Origin of the sequence: Janthinobacterium sp. PAMC25594 (assembly GCF_019443505.1) — a bacterium.
Lineage (GTDB): Bacteria > Pseudomonadota > Gammaproteobacteria > Burkholderiales > Burkholderiaceae_D > Janthinobacterium.
This window is the reverse complement of the sequence record NZ_CP080377.1, coordinates 4,813,026-4,832,447: the sequence shown is the minus strand read 5'-3', so window position 1 is coordinate 4,832,447 and position 19,422 is coordinate 4,813,026. Positions and strand designations below refer to the sequence as shown.

14 protein-coding genes are annotated in these 19,422 nt (G+C 64.5%); 7 read left to right on the top strand and 7 right to left on the bottom strand.

Annotated features, from left to right (window positions below):
* Positions 1–32: 32 nt before the first annotated feature.
* From KY494_RS21670 to KY494_RS21660, 3 genes are read left to right on the top strand one after another with little or no spacing between them, the layout of a single operon-like run.
* On the top strand, positions 33–341 hold the full coding sequence (locus tag KY494_RS21670) for a hypothetical protein (protein ID WP_243136064.1): 309 nt from the start codon (positions 33–35) through the stop codon (positions 339–341).
* Entirely contained in the window at positions 338–1,369 is a 1,032-nt protein-coding gene (dapA, locus tag KY494_RS21665) for a 4-hydroxy-tetrahydrodipicolinate synthase (protein ID WP_219888199.1), read from the top strand. The genes KY494_RS21670 and dapA overlap by 4 nt, the downstream gene beginning before the upstream one ends.
* Positions 1,347–1,889 carry a ParA family protein gene (locus KY494_RS21660; protein WP_219888198.1) on the top strand — a complete coding sequence of 181 codons (543 nt, stop codon included), beginning with the start codon at positions 1,347–1,349 and terminating at the stop codon, positions 1,887–1,889. The genes dapA and KY494_RS21660 overlap by 23 nt, the downstream gene beginning before the upstream one ends.
* Before the next feature lie 56 nt (positions 1,890–1,945).
* Here KY494_RS21660 and KY494_RS21655 read toward each other — a convergent pair whose 3' ends face one another.
* From KY494_RS21655 to kdpF, 7 genes are all read right to left on the bottom strand, one after another.
* A complete protein-coding gene (locus tag KY494_RS21655; protein ID WP_219888197.1) occupies positions 1,946–2,692 on the bottom strand; it encodes a TorF family putative porin in 747 nt (248 codons plus the stop codon).
* Positions 2,693–2,825: 133 nt separating this feature from the next.
* Positions 2,826–3,524, bottom strand: a complete 699-nt coding sequence (kdpE, locus tag KY494_RS21650) for a two-component system response regulator KdpE (protein ID WP_071075474.1) — start codon at positions 3,522–3,524, stop codon at positions 2,826–2,828.
* Positions 3,521–6,262 (bottom strand): DUF4118 domain-containing protein, encoded by a 2,742-nt coding sequence (locus tag KY494_RS21645; RefSeq protein WP_219888196.1) that lies wholly within the window; start codon positions 6,260–6,262, stop codon positions 3,521–3,523. Before KY494_RS21645 ends, kdpE begins: the two co-directional genes overlap by 4 nt.
* A gap of 179 nt (positions 6,263–6,441) precedes the next feature.
* Positions 6,442–7,017: a potassium-transporting ATPase subunit KdpC gene (gene kdpC, locus KY494_RS21640; protein ID WP_219888195.1), complete on the bottom strand. Its 576-nt coding sequence runs from the start codon at positions 7,015–7,017 to the stop codon at positions 6,442–6,444.
* 10 nt (positions 7,018–7,027) lie between these two features.
* The gene (gene kdpB, locus KY494_RS21635) at positions 7,028–9,106 is read right to left on the bottom strand and encodes a potassium-transporting ATPase subunit KdpB (protein ID WP_219132719.1); all 2,079 of its coding nucleotides are present in this window, start codon (positions 9,104–9,106) and stop codon (positions 7,028–7,030) included.
* 9 nt (positions 9,107–9,115) lie between these two features.
* Entirely contained in the window at positions 9,116–10,921 is a 1,806-nt protein-coding gene (kdpA, locus tag KY494_RS21630) for a potassium-transporting ATPase subunit KdpA (RefSeq protein WP_219888194.1), read from the bottom strand.
* Positions 10,921–11,010, bottom strand: coding sequence for a K(+)-transporting ATPase subunit F (gene kdpF, locus KY494_RS21625; RefSeq protein ID WP_034746483.1), 90 nt, complete (start codon positions 11,008–11,010; stop codon positions 10,921–10,923). The genes kdpA and kdpF overlap by 1 nt, the downstream gene beginning before the upstream one ends.
* A 463-nt stretch (positions 11,011–11,473) precedes the next feature.
* On the opposite strand from kdpF, the gene KY494_RS21620 reads away from it, so the two are divergent.
* From KY494_RS21620 to parC, 4 genes are read left to right on the top strand one after another with little or no spacing between them, the layout of a single operon-like run.
* Positions 11,474–13,471, top strand: coding sequence for a DNA topoisomerase IV subunit B (locus KY494_RS21620; RefSeq protein WP_219888193.1), 1,998 nt, complete (start codon positions 11,474–11,476; stop codon positions 13,469–13,471).
* Complete coding sequence (locus KY494_RS21615) at positions 13,471–15,180, top strand: molecular chaperone HscC (RefSeq protein ID WP_308836392.1); 1,710 nt, start codon at positions 13,471–13,473, stop codon at positions 15,178–15,180. The genes KY494_RS21620 and KY494_RS21615 overlap by 1 nt, the downstream gene beginning before the upstream one ends.
* Positions 15,181–15,192: 12 nt before the next feature.
* The gene (locus KY494_RS21610) at positions 15,193–16,983 is read left to right on the top strand and encodes a J domain-containing protein (RefSeq protein WP_219888192.1); all 1,791 of its coding nucleotides are present in this window, start codon (positions 15,193–15,195) and stop codon (positions 16,981–16,983) included.
* A gap of 48 nt (positions 16,984–17,031) precedes the next feature.
* A complete protein-coding gene (parC, locus tag KY494_RS21605; protein WP_219888191.1) occupies positions 17,032–19,386 on the top strand; it encodes a DNA topoisomerase IV subunit A in 2,355 nt (784 codons plus the stop codon).
* The last annotated feature ends 36 nt before the right edge of the window (positions 19,387–19,422 follow it).

Below are 19,422 nucleotides of genomic sequence, written 5' to 3'. Positions count from 1 at the left end.
GAACGTACCTCAACCACCGCTGCAAAGCCACCATGGAACCCCATTCACGCCTGCAAACGCATCAAGCGCATCAAGCACTGCCGCACCGCCATCCCCGCCTGCCCACTTTCCTCATGCATATCACGGTCGACAAGTCCTGCCTGGCCGAGCTGCGCCAGCTGGTCGTCAGGACGTGCGGCGGCATGCTGTCGTTCATGCGCGTCGAGGCGGTCGACCACGCCGAACGCATGAAGGTCTGGCTGTGCGTGACGGAACCGGCCTTGCGCCTGACCATGGATGCCGTCATGCGCCTGCTGCCGGCGGCGGAATTTGGCCGCATCAGCCAGGGGAAATCGCTATGAACCAGTATGCCTGCGAGCAGGCGATGTCTTCATCGCGCATCACCGCGCACTTCCAGGGCATCTGGGTGCCGATGGTCACGCCATTCCGTGACGGCGAACTCGATCTCGACGCCGCCCAGCAGCTCGCTTGCGAGCTGGCCGCCAGCGGCGTCGATGGCCTGGTCGTGTGCGGCACCACGGGCGAAGCGGCCATGCTGAGCGCCGCGGAACACACCATGCTGCTCGATAGCGTGCTCGAAGCCATCGGTCCCCGCTTCCCCGTCGTGATGGGGATCGGTGGCAGCGATACGCGCAGCGTCGTCGCCACGGTACAGCGCTATCACGACCATCCGCTGGCCGGTCTGCTGATCTCGGCACCGTCCTATGTACGCCCTTCGCAGGACGGCATCGTGCGCCACTTCGAGGCCATCGCCGCCGCCACCGACCAGTCCATCGTGCTGTACAACGTGCCGGCCCGCACGGGGGTCAATATCGAACCGCAGACGGCGGCGCTGCTGGCGCGCGACTCGCACTTCGTCGCCATCAAGGAAGCGGGCGGCAAGCTGCAGCAACTGGGCGAACTGCTGCTCGACACGCGCCTGGACGTGCTGTGCGGCGACGATGCGCTGCTGCTGGCCAGCCTGTCCATGGGCGGCCATGGCGCCATGTCGGCCGCCGCCCAGATACGCCCCGACCTGTATGCGCAGCTGTACCACCTGGTCAGGCAGGGCCGCCACGGCGCCGCCGGTGCCCTGTTCAAGGTCATGCTGCCCGTCATCCGCCTGCTGTTTGCCGAACCCAATCCTGGCCCCGTGAAGGCGGCGCTGGCCATGCAGGGCAAGGTGCGCGACGAGCTGCGCCTGCCGATGACGCCGATGTCGTCCGCCGGCCAGCACAAGCTGGCCGAAGCACTCGAACCCCTGATGGAACTGCCCGTATGGACAGCCGGCGACAGGGACGTGCCGCGCGAAGGCTGTCTGCTGCAGCTGGTCTCCGCCGCCAACATCATGCCAGCCGTGCGCCAAGATGATCATCGCCATCACGGATGAACGCGGGGGGATGGAGAAATCCATCCTGGCCGGACGGCTGGCCGCCTCGCGCGCGCTGGCCGGACGCAAAGTATTGCTGCTCGATGCCGATCCGCGCCAGGGAGCCATGGAGCAGGCCAGGAATATGCACGATGGGGCCAAACATGGCAGCCTGACGCGGCCGCGCCTGATGGCGCGCGCCATCAGCGCCAAGGGCTTGCAGCCGGAGCTGGAACACCTGGTGCACTGCTACCACGACATCGTCATCGACAGCGAAGGCCGCGACTCCATGGGCAGCCGTTCGGCCCTGATCGCCGCGCGCGTACTGGTGGTGCCGCTCGACGGCGTCGTGGACGGCGCCGCGCAGGCTGGCCTGGCGCGCCGCATCGCGCACGCGCGCAGCGTCAATCCGGACCTGCGCGTCCTGCTGGCAACGGACACGCAGGCGCCCCCCGCCCATGCCCTGGCCGCACAGATTCCGGCCGCGCGCGTGGTCAGCCTGGGACAGCTGTATTGCGCCGTCTTTAACCTGCCAGCCTAGCTCGGCATGCAAAAAAAAGGCGGCGCATGCGCCGCCTCTCCTCTGATCTCCGTCAATTAAAACGTCTTGCTGACCGTCAGCTGCAGCGCCGTCTTGCCCATGAATTTGCCATTCACTGGCGAGGCATAGGCCGACTTGCCCGCGTTCGTGCCGATCACGGCCAGCGCGCCCGTCACGACACCGAAATCGCGCGTGACGCCCACTTTCCAGTCCGTGTAGCTAGCCGCATCATTGTTTTTGACCTTCTGGTGGCCCGCGTGCAGGTTGCCGGTCCAGCCATTCGTCAGGTCGATATTCGCGCCGATGTCCAGGTAGCCGCTGTTCTTGCTGTTGACGATACCGAACAGGTTGGAGACCGCGTGCGAATACTTGATATAGGCGGGGCCGTACGACAGCTGGCCGTAGACTTCCTGCGTGTCCGCGTTGGCCAGGCCGATATTCTTCAAGCCGTTGTCCGCATACACATACGCCAGCACGCCCACGTCGTAACCGATATCACTGGTCAGCTGGCCGCGCTTGCCCGCATACAGGTCCACTTCCACGTCGCCGCTGCCGCCCGCATCCTTGGTCCACTTGATGGTGGAAGCCCAGGCACCCGCATACAGGCCGGTCGGATTGTTGACATAGTCGACGCCGCCCTGCAGCGCTGGCTTCAGGCGCGTCTGCGAGATGCCGCGATAGCGGTAGTCGGACACGCCGGCCACGTTGAAACTGACTTCGTTGTCAGGCTTGGCCTCTTCCGCGTGGACCAGGCTGCCCGTAAAGGCGGTCGCGACGGCAAGTGCAAGTAGCATTTTATTCATGGTTTTTTCTTCTTCATGGGTGGTATGGGCCTTTGCCAACATGGCGCAGCTGGCCCGCCGCTGCAAAAATTTAAAGTAAAGCGTCCCCCCGGCGCGCGCGGCGCCTGTTTTCAAACAGGGGAAATAACAGGTGTTAGAGCGGCAGCAGCAGCCGGTAGCCGACGGCCGTTTCCGTCAGCAGGTACTGCGGCTGGGCCGGATCGGCTTCCAGCTTCTGGCGCAGATGGCCCATGTAGATGCGCAGGTAGTGGCCGTTTTCGCTGTTCGACGGCCCCCACACTTCGCGCAGCAGCTGCGGATTGGTGACCACCCTGCCAGCGTTCTTCACGAGCACCGAGAGCAAGCGAAATTCCGTCGGCGTCATGTGCACCAGTTGCTTGTTGCGCGTCACCAGGCGGTCCTTCAGGTCAACCCGCACGTCGCCGAACTGCACCACGCCATCGTCGCTGGCGGCGGGCTGGCGCTGGCGGCGCAGGGTGGCCCGTACGCGGGCCAGCAGCTCGCCCACGCCGAACGGCTTGGTGAGATAGTCGTCGGCGCCCGCGTCCAGTGCGCGGATCTTGTCCTCTTCGTCGACCCGCGCCGACAGCACGATGATGGGCACGGCCGACCATTTGCGGATGTCGGCGATGAAGTCGATTCCGTCGCCGTCGGGCAAGCCCAGGTCCAGCACGATCAGGTCGGGCCGGCGCGTGCCGGCATCGATCAAGCCCCGCTGCATGGTGGCGGACTCGAAAATCTGCCAGCCCTCGTCTTCCAGCGCGGCGCGCACGAAGCGGCGGATTTGCGGTTCATCCTCGACCAGCAAGGCGGTGGCGGAAGGTTCGTTCATGATGGTTTTCCTGTTTCATGGTCGTTGGCGTCATCGAGCTCGATCTCTGGAGGCGCAGGGGGCGTGCCCAGCGGCAGGCTGAAGACGATGGCGGCGCCCTGTCCCGGCGCGTGCGGCTGCGCGTGGATGGTGCCGCCGTGGGCTTCGACGATGGCGCGGCAAATGGCCAGCCCCAGTCCGACGCCCGGCTTGTTCGATTCGCGCTCGCCGCGTGTGAATTTTTCAAAGATGGCCTCTTCGCGGCCGGGCGGCAGGCCCGGGCCATCATCAGCCACCCTCACCTGCAAAAACTGGCCGTGCACCCCGGCCGCGACCGTGATGGTGCTGCCGGGCGGCGTGTACTTGGCCGCGTTTTCCAGCAGGTTGCACAGCACGCGCTCGATCAGCACGGCGTCGTAGCGCACCAGCGGCAAATCCGGCGCCAGCTGCGTCTGCACGGCATGCTGCAGCAATTGCGGGCCGCTGGCGCGCAGCGCGCTGCCCACCACTTCTTCCAGTGCCTGCCATTGCAGGTTCAGGCGCACCTGCCCGCTTTCGATGCGCGCCATGTCCAGCAAGTTCGCCACCAGGGCGCTCATGCGCACGGTTTCGGACTGCAGCGAGCGCGCCATGTCCAGCTGCGCGGGCGACAACGCGGGCCTGGACAGGGCCAGCGACTCGGCCAGTCCCACCAGCGACGTCAATGGCGTGCGCAAGTCGTGCGACAGGGCAGCCAGCAGCGAATTGCGCAGCCGCTCTGACTCCATCTGCAGCAGCGCGCCCTGGGCCACGTCGATGTAGTGCACGCGTTCGAGGGCGATGGCCGCCAGGGCGGCAAAGGTATCGAGGTGCTGGCGCTGTTCCGGCACCAGCAGCCAGCGCCCGTGCGTTGGCGCCTCCAGCGGCAACAGCGCCAACACGCCCCGCGTGCGCATCGGCGCGATCAGCGGCAGGTAGAAAATGGGCGAAGCCGGCAAGGTATCCGTGCCCGTCCCCGCCGCCTGCGCATGGTCGAAGGCCCACTGCGCGATGCCGATGTCGAGCGGTTCGCCGCCGTTCGGGGTCTGCAAACTGCCCTCGTCATCAGGCAAAAGCAAGGTGGCGCGCGCGCGAAAAGCCCGCTCGATGGCGCTTTTCGTGATGTCGAAAATCTGCTCCGTCTGCAGCACGCCGGACAATTCACGCGAAAACTCATACAGGGCGCGGGCGCGCGCTTCACGGTGCGAGGCCACGCGCGCCTGGAAACGCAGGCCGGCCGTCAGGTGGCCCGTGATCAGGCCCACGGCCAGCATCACGCCAAAGGTGATCACGTACTGAAAATCGCCTACGGCAAACGAGAAACGGGGCGGCACGAAGATGAAATCGAAGCAGGCCACGCCCACCAGGCTGGCCAGCGCCGCCGGTCCGCGTCCCAGGCGCACGGCCACCAGCACCACCGTCAACAACGACAGCATGGCGATATTGGCCAGGTCCAGGTAGGGTTGCAGGGGCACCGAGGCGAGGGCCGTGCCCAGGCTGGCACCGGCGGCCAGCAGGTAACGCCAATGGCGCGATGGCCGGCGCGGCGCCTGCGCATCGTCGCCCGCCGCGCGCCGCAGCGCCGCATCGGCTGGTGGCAAGCCGACCTCGATCAAATCGATATCGGGCGCCAGACTGGCCATGCGCACGGACGGCGGCGCCTGCCACAGGCGCGCCAGTACGCTGGCGCGGCCACGGCCCACGATGACTTTCGAGATATTCGCATTGCGCGCATACTCGACGACGGCGCCGGCGATGTCGGCGGACGGCACAATGGCCGTGCGCGCGCCCAGGTCCTGCGCCAGTTTCAGCGTTTTCAGGATGCGTTCGCGCTCGCGTGCCGGCAGGTGCTGCAGGCGTGGTGTTTCCACGTACAGTGCGTGCCATTCCGCGTTCAGCTGGCTGGCCAGGCGCGCCGTGCTGCGGATCACGTGTTCGCCCCCCGCGTGCGGTCCCACGCAGGCCAGCAGCGCGGCGCCCGTCTTCCACACGGGATTGATGGATTTCTCGACGCGGTATGCCTGCACGTCGTCCTGCACCCGGTCCGCCGTGCGGCGCAAGGCCAGTTCGCGCAGGGCGATCAGGTTACCCTTGCGGAAAAAATGCTGCGACGCCCGCTCGGCCTGCAGCGGCTGGTATACCTTGCCCTGCTTCAGGCGGCGCAGCAGTTCGTCGGCGGGGATATCGACCAGCACCACTTCATCGGCGCGGTCGAACACCGTGTCGGGCAGGGTCTCGGCCACGCGCACGCCGGTAATCCCCCCCACCACATCATTGAGGCTTTCCAGGTGCTGCACATTCACGGTCGACAGCACATCGATGCCGGCCGCCAGCAATTCCTCGACATCCTGCCAGCGCTTCGGATGGCGCGATCCCGCCACGTTCGAATGGGCCAGTTCATCCATCAGTATCAGCGACGGCACGCGCAACAGGGCCTCGTCCAGGTCGAACTCGAACAAGGTCTTGCCCCGGTACTCGATGGCCTTCAGGGGCAGCACGGGCAAGCCGTCCAGCTGGGCCGCCGTATCCTGGCGCCCATGCGTCTCCACCACGCCCACCAGCAGATCCTGGCCATCGGCCAGCAGTTTGCGGGCGGCCGCCAGCATCGCATAGGTCTTGCCGACGCCGGCCGAGGCGCCGAAGTAAATGCGCAGCCGGCCGCGCGCGGCTTTCTTTTCCTGCGCCTGCACTTGCGCCAGCAGGGCATCAGGGTCGGGGCGTTGGCTGTCGTTGGGGAGCATGTTGTATTTTAATCTTCTTGGGCATTGTAGGTCGGATTAGCGCGTCCGAAGGGCGCGCGTAATCCGACGACATTGTTGGCCTGGCTGGTGGTGGTGTCGGCTTACGCTGCGCTAAGCCGACCTACGCCGACCTACGCCGATCCAGGCCAACGTTTGCTGGCCTACGCACCGTTGCCAGCTTACTTTGCCATGGCATCGAGCGCCAGATTCAGTTCCAGCACATTCACCCGCGGTTCGCCGAAAAAGCCGATATACGCGGTTTTCTGCACCTTGGCGATGGCGTTTTCCACCTGCGCCAGCGGCACGGCGCGCACGCGGGCCACGCGCGGCGCCTGGTACAGGGCTGCCGCCAGGCTGATTTCCGGGTCCAGGCCGCTGCTCGACGCCGTCACCAGGTCGACGGGAATGGCGCGCGTATTGCCGGGATCAGCTTCCTTCAGGGCGGCGATGCGCGCCTTGACGGCGTCCACCAGGGCCGGATTGGTCGGACCCTGGTTCGAGCCGCCCGAACCGGCGCCGTTATTGGCCATCGGCGCGGTGGCCGATGGCCGGCCCCAAAAATACTTGGGCGAGGTGAAGGACTGGCCGATCAGCATCGAGCCGACGGGCTTGCCACCACGCTCGACGATGCTGCCGTTGGCTTCATCGTTGAAAGCCAGCTGTCCGATGCCGGCCGTGGCAAACGGATAAACGACGCCGCAGATCACGGTCAGCGCGGCAAACAGGACCAGGGCGGGACGTACGATAGAGCTCATGATGGTTCCTTTAGACTAAATTGAGTGCGGACAGCAGCATGTCGATCAGCTTGATCCCGATGAAGGGCAGGATGATGCCGCCCAGGCCGTAGATCAGCAGATTGCGACGCAACAGGCTGGCCGCGCCGATGGCCCGGTACTGCACGCCTTTCAGCGCCAGCGGGATCAGCACGACGATGATCAAGGCATTGAAGATCACGGCCGACATGATGGCCGACGCGGGGCTGGACAAGTGCATGATGTCGAGCGCCTTCAACTGCGGATAGGTGCCCACGAACGCCGCCGGGATGATGGCGAAGTACTTGGCGATGTCGTTCGAAATCGAGAACGTCGTCAGCGAACCGCGCGTCATCAGCATCTGCTTGCCGATTTCAACGATTTCCAGCAGCTTGGTCGGATTCGAATCGAGGTCGACCATATTGCCCGCCTCTTTCGCCGCCTGCGTGCCCGAGTTCATGGCCACGGCCACGTCGGCCTGCGCCAGCGCCGGGGCATCGTTGGTGCCGTCGCCCGTCATCGCCACCAGGCGGCCTTCGGACTGGTAGCTGCGGATGAGTTTCAGCTTGTCTTCCGGCGTCGCTTCGGCAAGAAAATCGTCCACGCCAGCCTCGGCGGCGATGGCCGCAGCCGTCAGCTTGTTGTCTCCCGTGATCATGACGGTCTTGATGCCCATGCGGCGCAGTTCCGCAAAACGCTCCTTGATGCCGCCCTTGACGATATCCTTCAGTTCCACGACACCCATGACGCGGCCATCATCGACCACCACCAGCGGCGTGCTGCCGCGGCGCGCGATATCGTCGACGGCGCGCGCCACCTCGGCCGGATACGGCTGGCCCAGCGCTTCCACATACTTTTTCATGGAATCGGCCGCGCCCTTGCGCAACTGGCGCACCAGCTGATCGCCAGGGATATCCACGCCGCTCATGCGCGTTTGCGCCGTGAAGGGCACGAAGGTGGCGTGCAGGCTGGCCATCTCGCGTTCGCGGATGTTGAACTTCTGCTTGGCCAGCACGACGATGCTGCGACCTTCCGGCGTTTCATCGGCCAGCGAGGCCAGTTGCGCCGCGTCGGCCAGCTGCTGCTCCGTCACGCCGGGCGCCGGCACAAAGGTCGAGGCCTGACGGTTGCCCAGGGTGATGGTGCCCGTTTTATCGAGCAGCAGCACGTCCACGTCACCGGCCGCTTCCACGGCGCGGCCCGAGGTGGCGATCACATTGGCCTGCATCATGCGGCTCATGCCGGCCACGCCGATGGCGGACAGCAAACCGCCGATGGTGGTCGGAATCAGACACACGAGCAGCGCGATCAGCACGGTGATGGTGACCGGCGTGCCGCTGCCGGCCGCCGCCACGGAAAACAGCGAATACGGCAGCAAGGTCACGGTGACGATCAGGAACACGATCGACAAGGCCACGAGCAGGATCGTCAGGGCGATCTCGTTCGGCGTCTTCTGGCGCTTGGCGCCTTCGACCATGGCGATCATGCGGTCGATAAAGGCTTCGCCGGGGTTGACGGAAACGCGCACCAGCAACCAGTCCGACAGCACGCGGGTGCCGCCCGTGACGGCCGAAAAGTCGCCGCCCGATTCGCGGATCACCGGCGCCGATTCGCCCGTGATGGCGCTTTCGTCGACGGAGGCCACGCCGGCCGTCACTTCGCCGTCGGCGGGAATCACGTCACCCGCCTCGACCAGCACCGTCATGCCCTTGCGCAGGTCGGTGGCCGGCGTCGGCAGCCAGGAAGTGCCGTACTTCGGCGTTTGCATTTTCTTTGCCATCACCGTCTGCTTCAGGGCGCGCAGCGAGGCCGCCTGGGCCTTGCTGCGGCCTTCGGCCAGCGCTTCGGCGAAGTTCGCAAACAGCACGGTAAACCACAGCCACACGGCGACGGCGATGATGAAGCCGAACGGCGCTTCACCCTGGCCGTTCAGGGCCTGGATGGCCAGCAGCGTCGTGATGATGCTGCCGACATAGACGACGAACATCACGGGGCTGCGCCACTGCGTGCGGGGGTCAAGTTTTTTGAACGCATCGACGATGGCGGGGCCAATCAATGCGGAATCGAACAAGGTCAGGCTTGTGCGTGACATGGTAGCCTCTTATTTTGTAAAAAGTTGCAGGTGTTCGACGATCGGGCCCAGGGCCAGCGCGGGAACGTAATTGAGCACGCCGACCAGCACCACCACGCCGATCAGCAGGCCGATGAACATGGGGCCGTGCGTGGGCATGGTGCCGGCGTTGGCCGTCAGGCGCTGCTTGGCCGCCAGCGAACCGGCCACCGCCAGCACGGGCACGATCACGCCGAAGCGGCCGAACCACATGGCGATCGCCAGCATCACGTTGTAGAACGGCGTGTTGGCGGACAGGCCGGCAAACGCGCTGCCGTTGTTGTTGGCCGCCGACGTGAAGGCGTACAGGATCTCCGAGAAACCGTGCGCGCCCGGATTGGCCACGCCGATCTTGCCCGGTTCGACCATCACGGCGATCGCCGTGCCCGTCAATACCAGGGCTGGCGTAATCAGGATGGCCAGCGACACCATCTTCATTTCATAGGCCTGGATTTTCTTGCCCAGGTATTCAGGCGTGCGGCCTATCATCAGGCCGGCGATGAAGACGGCCAGGATGGCGAACATCAGCATGCCGTACAGGCCCGTGCCCACGCCGCCGAAAATCACTTCGCCGAATTGCATCAGCAGCAGCGGCACCATGCCGCCCAGGGGCATGTAGGAGTCGTGCATGGAATTGACGGCGCCGCACGATGCCGCCGTCGTCACCGCCGCGAACAGGGTCGAGGAGCTGATGCCGAAGCGCGTTTCCTTGCCTTCCATATTGCCGCCCGATTGCAGGCTGCTGGCCTGCTGGTCCACGCCCAGCGCCTGCAACGCCGGATTGGCTTGCTGCTCGGCGCTCATCACGCCGGCCGTCATGACGACAAAGATCAGGGTCATGGCGGCCAGCACGGCCCAGCCCTGGCGCAGGTCGCCCACCATGCGGCCAAAGGTGAAGCACAGGCCGGCGGGAATGATGAAGATGGCCAGCATCTGCAGGAAGTTCGACAGCACGGTCGGATTTTCATACGGATGCGAGGAATTGGCATTGAAGAAGCCGCCGCCATTCGTGCCCAGCAGCTTGATCGATTCCTGCGAAGCGACGGGACCCATGGCGATCGTCTGCGTGGTTGCCACTTGCGCTTCCATCACGGGTTTGCCGGCCGTATCCAGCACTGGCTGGCCGTCGGCCGTCACTTTCGGCGTTTCATACGCCACGTGGTCGAGCAGGGTCACTTCCTTGTAAGCGGAAAAATTCTGGATCATGCCTTCGCCCATGAAGACGACGGACAGGGCCAGCGACAGCGGCAGCAGGATGTACAGCGTGGAACGCACCAGGTCGACCCAGAAATTGCCGATCGACTTGCCCGAGCGCGAGGCGAAACCGCGCACCAGCGCGAAGATCACGGCGATGCCGGTGGCCGCCGAAAAGAAGTTCTGGCATGCCATGCCCAGCATCTGGGTCAGGTAGCTCATGGTCTGCTCGCCGCCGTAGCCCTGCCAGTTGGTATTGGCGACGAAGCTGACGGTGGTATTGAACGAGGAATCGGGGCTGACGGCGCCCAGGCCCTGTGGATTGAGGGGCAAGAAGCCCTGCAGGCGCTGCAGGCCGTACACGAAAACGGCGCCCACCGTGTTAAACACGATCAGGGCGATGGCATAGCTTTTCCAGCCCATGGCCTTGTCGGCGGGCAGGCCGGACCAGCGGTACAGCAGGTTTTCCAGCTTTTGCAGCCAGCCCAGGCCGCGCACGGGGCCGTCGCCGGCCACCCTGGCCATATACAGGCCCAGCGGATAGCCGGCGGCCAGCAGTACGGCCAGGAAGGCCACCAGCAGCAATATCGATTGCGTCGTCATCACAGTTCCTCCGCCTTCAGCAGCGCCACCAGCAGGTACACGAGCAGGCCAGCCGAGACCACGGCGCCCAGCACATAAAACGCGTTCATTTGACGCTCCCTAATTTGTCGCAGGCGACGGCAAAGGCGGCCGCCACGACGAAAAAAACGGCAATCAAGCCGAGATACACGATATCCATTCCCACCCTCATTCAGGTTTGTTTTGATAGTGAGCAGATTAGCCAAAAGGGTCTAAAAAATTCGTAAAGACTGGGGAGGTGCTTGTAAACAAGATGTAAAAACGGCGGCTTTACCGCATAAAATCGTCCACAATGGGCGCCAAACCACGCGCACGGCGCACTGTTGTTGCCCTGGAGTAGCGCTATTGCTCGCTGGACAAGATAGAATGCGCGAGCGTCCGCACAAGGACGCCAAGCCTGCCGCACTGCCCTCTGCCAGTGACGCTGGACGGAATATACTGTATATTCATACAGTTATCGCCGCCGTTGTCACTGCGCCCCGCAGTGCCCTGGCCTGGCGTTCCAACCACTGTCTTTACTTAGCTTGAACACGTATGGCCACTAAAAAACCAGCATCCGACTACAGCGAATCATCCATCCGTGTCCTGAAAGGACTGGAACCCGTCAAGCAGCGCCCGGGGATGTACACCCGCACTGAAAATCCGCTGCACATCATTCAGGAAGTGATCGACAATGCCTCCGATGAGGCGCTGGGCGGTCATTGCACGCATATCGCCGTCACGCAAAATACGGATGGCAGCATCACCGTCGAAGACAATGGCCGCGGCATTCCCGTCGGCATCCACCCGGAAGAAGGCGTACCGACGGTGGAGATCGTGTTTACAAGGCTGCACGCGGGCGGCAAGTTCGACAAGGGTTCGGGCGGCGCCTACGCGTTCTCGGGCGGCTTGCACGGCGTCGGCGTGTCCGTCACCAATGCGCTGTCGACGCGCCTGGAAATCACCGTCTGGCGCAAGGAAAGCGACGGCAACGGCTTGCATCACATGGTGTTTGCGAATGGCGACGTGATCGAGCCATTGAGTTCCCGCCCCGCCCCGCGCGACGGGAAAAAATCCGGCACGCGCGTCACCGCCTGGCCCGACGCGAAATATTTTGATTCGCCGAATATCTCGCAAACGGAACTGCAACGCCTGCTGCGCTCGAAAGCCGTGCTGCTGCCCGGCGTCACCGTCACCTTGACCAACGCGAAGACGGGCGATACGCAGACCTGGCAGTACGCGGAAGGCTTGCGCGGCTACCTGACCGAAACGCTGGCGCAGGTATCGAATGGCGAAACCCTGATTCCCCTGTTCGAAGGCGCGCAGTACGCTGGCCCGGATTCGGAAGGCTTTGCCGAAGGCGAAGGCGCGGCCTGGGTGGTGGCGTGGACGGAAGAAGGCGCCATCGTGCGCGAATCGTATGTCAACCTGATTCCCACCTCGAATGGCGGCACGCACGAATCGGGTTTGCGCGACGGCCTGTTTGGCGCCGTGAAAAACTTCGTCGAAATGCACTCGCTGCTGCCGAAAGGCGTCAAATTGCTGCCCGAAGACGTGTTTGCGCGCGCCTCGTTCGTGTTGTCGGCCAAGGTACTGGACCCGCAATTCCAGGGCCAGATCAAGGAGCGCCTGAACTCGCGCGACGCCGTGCGCCTGGTCTCGACCTTCACCAAGCCGCCGCTGGAACTGTGGCTGAACCAGCACGTCGACTACGGCAAGAAGCTGGCCGACCTGGTGATCAAGCAGGCGCAATCGCGCCAGCGCTCGCTGCAAAAAGTGGAAAAGAAAAAATCCTCGGGCGTCGCCGTCCTGCCGGGCAAGCTGACCGACTGCGAATCGTCGGACATCACGCGCAATGAACTGTTCCTCGTCGAGGGCGACTCGGCGGGCGGTTCGGCCAAGATGGGCCGCGACAAGGAATTCCAGGCGATCTTGCCGCTGCGCGGCAAGGTGTTGAATTCGTGGGAGACGGACCGCGACCGCCTGTTCGCGAATAACGAGATCCACGACATCGCGGTGGCCATCGGCGTCGATCCGCACGGCGTGGGCGACTCGCCCGATCTGTCCGGCCTGCGCTACGGCAAGATCTGCATCCTGTCGGATGCGGACGTGGACGGCTCGCACATCCAGGTACTGCTGCTGACGCTCTTCTTCAAGCACTTCCCGGCCCTGATCAACAAGGGCCATATCTGCATCGCCCGCCCGCCCCTGTACCGCGTGGACGCGCCGGCGCGCGGCAAGAAGCCGATGCAGAAAATCTATGCGCTCGACGACGGCGAACTGGTCGCCATCGAGGACAAGCTGCGCAAGGAAGGCGTGAAACAGGGCGCCTGGTCGATCTCGCGCTTCAAGGGCCTGGGCGAGATGAACGCCGAGCAGCTGTGGGAAACGACGATGAACCCGGACACGCGCCGCCTGCTGCCCGTGACTCTGGGCGAAATCGACCACATGACTTCCTCCGCGCGCTTCAACATGTTGATGGGCAAGGGCGAAGCGGCAGGACGCCGCGCCTGGATCGAGGAACACGGCAATGAGGCGGAGGCGGATATCTGATGATCATCGGTATCGACCTGGGCACCACCAACAGCCTGGTCGCCATCTGGCGCGACGGCAAGGCTGCCATCATCCCGAATGCACTGGGCGAGCACCTGACACCGTCGTGCGTCAGCATCGATGACGACGGCAGCGTGCTGGTGGGCCGCGCCGCGCGCGAACGCCTGCAGACGCACCCGCAGCTGACGGCGGCCGTCTTCAAGCGCTACATGGGCAGCGAAAAGAAGATCACCCTCGGCACGCAGCAATTCCGTCCGGAAGAGCTGTCGTCGATGGTGCTGCGCGCGCTGAAGGAAGATGCCGAAGCCTTTTTGGGCCATAAGGTCGAGGAAGCCATCATCACCGTGCCCGCGTATTTCAGCGATGCGCAGCGCAAGGCCACGCGCATCGCCGGCCAGCTGGCGGGCCTGCGCGTGGAGCGGCTGCTGAACGAGCCGACGGCCGCCGCGCTGGCCTACGGCATCCGCGACAAGGAACAGGAAAGCAAATTCCTCGTCTTCGACCTGGGCGGCGGCACGTTTGACGTGTCGATCCTGGAACTGTTCGAAGGCGTGATGGAAGTGCGCGCCTCGGCCGGCGACAATTTTTTGGGCGGCGAAGACTTCGTCACCGTGCTGGTCGACGCCTTCCTGGAAGGCAGCGGCTTGCGCGACGCGGCCGGCAGCCGTTTGTTCGACCCGCGCCAGCAGCAACTGCTGCGCGATGAAGCCGAACGCGTCAAGCGCCTGCTGTCGGAGCAGCCATCCGTGCGCATGGCCACGCGCTACCAGGACAAGGAATACAGCTGGGAGATCGGCGAAGACAGACTGGCGCAGCTGTGCGAACCGCTGCTGGCCCGCCTGCGCCTGCCCGTGGAACGGGCGCTGCGCGACGCCACCATTCGCGCCGCGGAACTCGATGAAGTGGTGCTGGCCGGCGGCGCCACGCGCATGCCGCTGGTGCGCAAACTCGTCTCGCGCATGTTCGGCCGCTTCCCCGCCATCCACCTGGACCCGGACGAAGCCGTGGCGCTGGGCGCCGCCGTGCAGGCGGGCCTGAAGATGCGCGACGCGGCCCTCGACGAAGTGGTCATGACGGACGTGGCGCCGTATTCGCTGGGCATTTCGATTTCGCGCCAGGTCGGCGCGAACCAGTATGAGGGCGGGCATTACCTGCCCATCATCGAGCGCAACTCCGTGGTGCCCGTCTCGCGCACGGAAAACATCACCACCATCCACGACAACCAGAAGGAAATCAACGTGGCGATCTTCCAGGGCGAGTCGCGCCTGGTGGCCGACAACGTCTTCCTCGGCAAGATCAGCTTTCCGATACCCGCAAAAAAAGCGGGCGAGATCGGCATCGACGTGCGCTTCACCTACGACGTCAGCGGCGTGCTGGAAGCGGAAGTGACGGTGCTGGCCACGCAGGAACGCCACAAGATGATCATCAGCGACAATGCGGGCGTGATGACGCCGGAACAGATCGAGCAGCGCTTTGCGGAACTGGCCGACCTGAAGATCCACCCGCGCGAACAGATGGAAAACCGCACCCTGGTCACGCGCGCCGACCGCCTGTATGAACAGTCGCTGGGCGACGTGCGCCAGTACCTGGCGGCGCACACGGCCAATTTCCAGGCCGCGCTGGAAACGCAGGACCCGAACACCATCCGCAAGGCCCGCCAGGCGCTCGACGAAGTGTTGCGTCAGGTCGAGAGTGAGAGCTTCCTGTAAATGGACGGCGGCATGCACAACGGACAGCGCAGCCTGTGGGCAATCCTGGATACGGAGCCGACCTGCGACGAGCGCGCCCTCAAGCGCGCGTATGCGAAGCGCCTGAAGGTGACGCGACCCGAAGACGATCCGGCCGCCTTCCAGGAGCTGCGCGAAGCGTATGAGTACGCGCTGCGCCATGCGCACCTGTTTGCCGAGGAACTGCCGGAAGCGCAAACGGCCGAAGCACCAGAAGCGCGGCCCATGGAACCGGCCGACCTGTGGGGCGTCATCGACGAACCCGCACAGGAGCCGTCCGCGGAACTGTGGGGCGTCATAGCCCAGGAGCCCGCAGCGCCGCCGGAACTATGGGGCGTGGTCGCCGTCGATCCCGTCCAGGAAGCGGCCAGCCTGTGGCAGGCATTCCTGGAGCAGTCGCGACGCCGCAACGGGGCCGCCCTGCTGCCCGGCTTCCTCGAGCGCGAAGAATTGCTGAACCTCGACGTGCGCGAGGAATTCGAGCTGTGCGCGCTGCGCTATTGCGCCGGCGCCGGCTATGACCAGTCGCTGCGCCAGGCCCTGTTCGAGCAACTGGGCTGGGACCGCGATTTTTCCTACCTGGCGCGCAGCCACGCGGATCTGGTGCGCAGCGCCGTGCAGCGCTACCGGGCCGACCGCTCGTTCGCCCATTTCAGCGACAACCGCGACAGCTACCCGGGCCTGGACTGCATCATGTCGCAGCAGGCACCGTCGGCCTATGCGCGCCAGCTGTTCGACCAAAAATTCAACCTGCAGCTGCGCGAACTGCTGCAGACGATACGCTGGCAGCATGCTGAAATGCTGGCGTATAAACTCGATACGGATCTATTCGCGCAATGGGAGCAGGCGATCCTCTCCAAACGCTACTTCAAGCAGACGGCGCTCGCCTCGTTTGGCCTGGGATTCGTACTGCACTTCATGCTCGCGGGTGTGCTCGATGCGGCCGGCTTCAAGCTCGGCGACGCAGCCGCCTATGCCAGCCTGCTGGGATTCCAGGCACTAGCCTTTGCCCTGCTTGCCATGCACGCCCTGCGCTGGCCCGCACCGCTGTTCACGCAGCTGGAGTCGCTGCAGGAAACGCTGCAGCGGCGCCTGCCCGTGCTGCAAGCGCGTCCCGGCCTGCTGCACCTGGCCTGGATCGCCCCCTATCTGCTGCTGGCCTTGCTGCTCTTCCTGCCAGCATGGCATGACAGCGTGCGCCTCATCACCTCGGCCGGTCTGTGCGCGTCGGCTCTGATCGCTTATGCGATGAACCGCCAGCTGATGAATGGCATGCTGATGGTCCTGACGGTGATCGCGTCGCTGTTCTTCGGCATGTTTTTGAGCGGCGCAGGCTCCGCCGCCCTCGCCATCGGCAATAGCGCGCCGCTGATGTTCTGCCTGATCATGCTAGCCCTGCGCACCGCCACCGGCCTGTATGGCGATTGCGGCTGGCCGGAGGCGCTCTTGCCCCGCCTGCGCGCGGCATGGCTGATCGGCTGCGCGGGCTTGCTGTCGCTACTGTATGTGCAGCAGCTGCCGGCCGCCCTCGTCGGCGCCGCGCTGTATGCCTGGTCGTGTGCCGGCTTGCTGTTTTCCCCCACCGATTTCAAATGGAAGACGATCTGGCCGGTGGTGCTGGTGCCGTCCCTTGCCAGCTTCGTGCTGGCCGGCCACGCCCCGTCCATCCGCGCCATGCCGATGATGCATAACAGCGTCGAGCTGGCCGTGGCCGTGCTGTATCTGACCTTGCGCTATATGTATCTGACGTACGGCAAGTCCTTTTCCAAGTCCAGGCTGTCATAATCAGCCCCACGAATTCAACCGCAACCACTTAACACCGAAACAAGCGCCATGTCCACACAAACCAATTTATTTGACGATGCCCAGCCTGAGCCTATCGAGCCGGATGAACCGGTATTCGACGGCGAAGCGCTGACCCTGTCCACCTTTGCCGAGCGCGCCTATCTCGATTACGCCATCTCCGTCGTCAAGGGCCGCGCCCTGCCCGACGTGTGCGACGGCCAGAAGCCCGTGCAGCGCCGCATCCTGTATGCGATGAATGAGCTGGGCTTGAATTCCACGGCGAAGCCGCGCAAATCGGCGGCCGTGGTCGGCGACGTGCTCGGTAAATTGCATCCGCACGGCGACCAGTCCGTGTACGACGCGCTGGTGCGCATGGCGCAGGATTTCTCGCTGCGCTACCCGCTGATCGATGGCCAGGGCAACTTCGGCTCGCGCGACGGCGACGGCGCCGCGGCCATGCGCTACACGGAAGCGCGTCTGACGCCGATCGCCAAGCTGCTGATGGATGAAATCGGCATGGGCACGGTGGATTTCCAGCCCAACTACGACGGTTCGACGGAAGAACCGAAGCTGCTGCCGGCGCGCCTGCCGATGGTGCTGCTGAACGGCGCCTCCGGCATCGCCGTGGGCCTGGCGACGGAAATCCCGTCGCACAATCTGGCGGAGGTGGCGAAAGCGGCTGTCGCCATGATCCGCGATCCGAAGATGACGCACGCCGAGCTGATGGCCATCATTCCCGGCCCCGACTTCCCCGGGGGCGGCCAGATCATCACGCCGCCATCGCAGATCGCCGACATGTATGCGAGCGGCCGTGGCAGCATGAAGGTGCGCGCGCGCTGGAAGATTGAGGAGCTGGCGCGCGGCCAATGGCAAGCCGTCGTGACGGAACTGCCGCCCGGCACCTCCTCGCAAAAGGTGCTGGAAGAAATCGAGGAGCTGACGAATCCGAAGATCAAGCTGGGCAAGAAGGCGCTGTCGCCGGACCAGGTGGCCCTGAAAGCGCTGATCCTCAATTCGCTCGACACCATCCGCGATGAATCGGGCCGCGCCGCGCCCGTGCGCCTGGTGTTCGAGCCGAAGTCGAAGAACCAGGACCAGACGGAATTCATGCTGATGCTGCTGGCGCACACCTCGCTGGAATCGTCGACCTCGATCAACCTGGTGATGATAGGCGGCGATGGCCGTCCGCGCCAAAAAGGCCTGGGCGACATCCTGCGCGAGTGGATCGATTTCCGCTTCGAGACCGTCACGCGCCGCACCGGCTACAAACTGGGCAAGGTCAAGGACCGCATCCATATCCTGGAAGGACGCGAAGCGATCCTGCTCAATATCGACAAGGTGATCCAGATCATCCGCAATTCGGATGAACCGAAGACGGCCCTGATCGACGCATTCAAGTTGTCCGAGCGCCAGGCCGACGATATCCTGGAAATCCGCTTGCGCCAGCTGGCGCGCCTGGAAACGATCAAGATCCAGCAGGAGCTGGCCGAGCTGCGCAAGGAAGAAAAGTCGCTGCAAGATCTGCTCGACAACCCGGGCTCGATGAAGCGCGCCATCATCCGCGAAATCGAAGCGGACGCCAAGCAGTTCGGCGACGCGCGCCGCACCCTGATCGAGGAAGCGCAAAAAGCCGTGGCCGAACAGAAGGTGGTCGATGAACCGGTCACTGTCATCATTTCCGAAAAAGGCTGGGTGCGCGCGCGCACCGGCATCGGCCACGATGCGGCGCAATTCACCTTCAAGGCGGGCGACACGCTGCATGGCGCCTTCGAATGCCGCACGGTCGATACCTTGCTGGGCTTTGGCAACAACGGCAAGATTTACTCGGTTCCCGTCTCGGCGCTGCCCAACGCGCGCGGCGACGGCGTACCGATCACGACCTTGAGCGACCTGAGCGGCGGCACGCCCGGCAACGCCGTGCGCATCCTGCACTACTTCGCGGGCAATGGCGCCACCAATTTGCTGCTGGCGTCGAGCGCCGGCTACGGCTTCATCGCCAAGGCGGGCGACATGAGCAGCCGCCTGAAAGGCGGCAAGGCCTTCATCACCCTGGACGATGGCGACGTGCCTCTGGCGCCGAAAGTCATCCCCGAGGCGGCCAGCGCCCTGGCCTGCCTGACGGAAGGCGCGCGCCTGCTGGTATTCGGCCTCGACGAAATGAAAACCCTGTCCAAGGGCGGCACCGGCGTCAAGCTGATCGACCTCGATGCCAAGGACAAGCTGCTGGCCGTGCAGCCGATCACCCAGCGCGGCGTGGTGGTCTCGGGCATCGGCCGCGCGTCGAAGCCGCAGGATGCGTCGCTCGGCGCCACGGCCCTGACCGAGCATTTCGGCAAGCGCGCGAAGAAGGGCAAGGCGCTGGCGGCCAAGCTGAAACCGGTGTCCATGGCGGCCATCGGCTAAGCGTCATCGATCCATACGAAAAGACAGGTTCGCCTG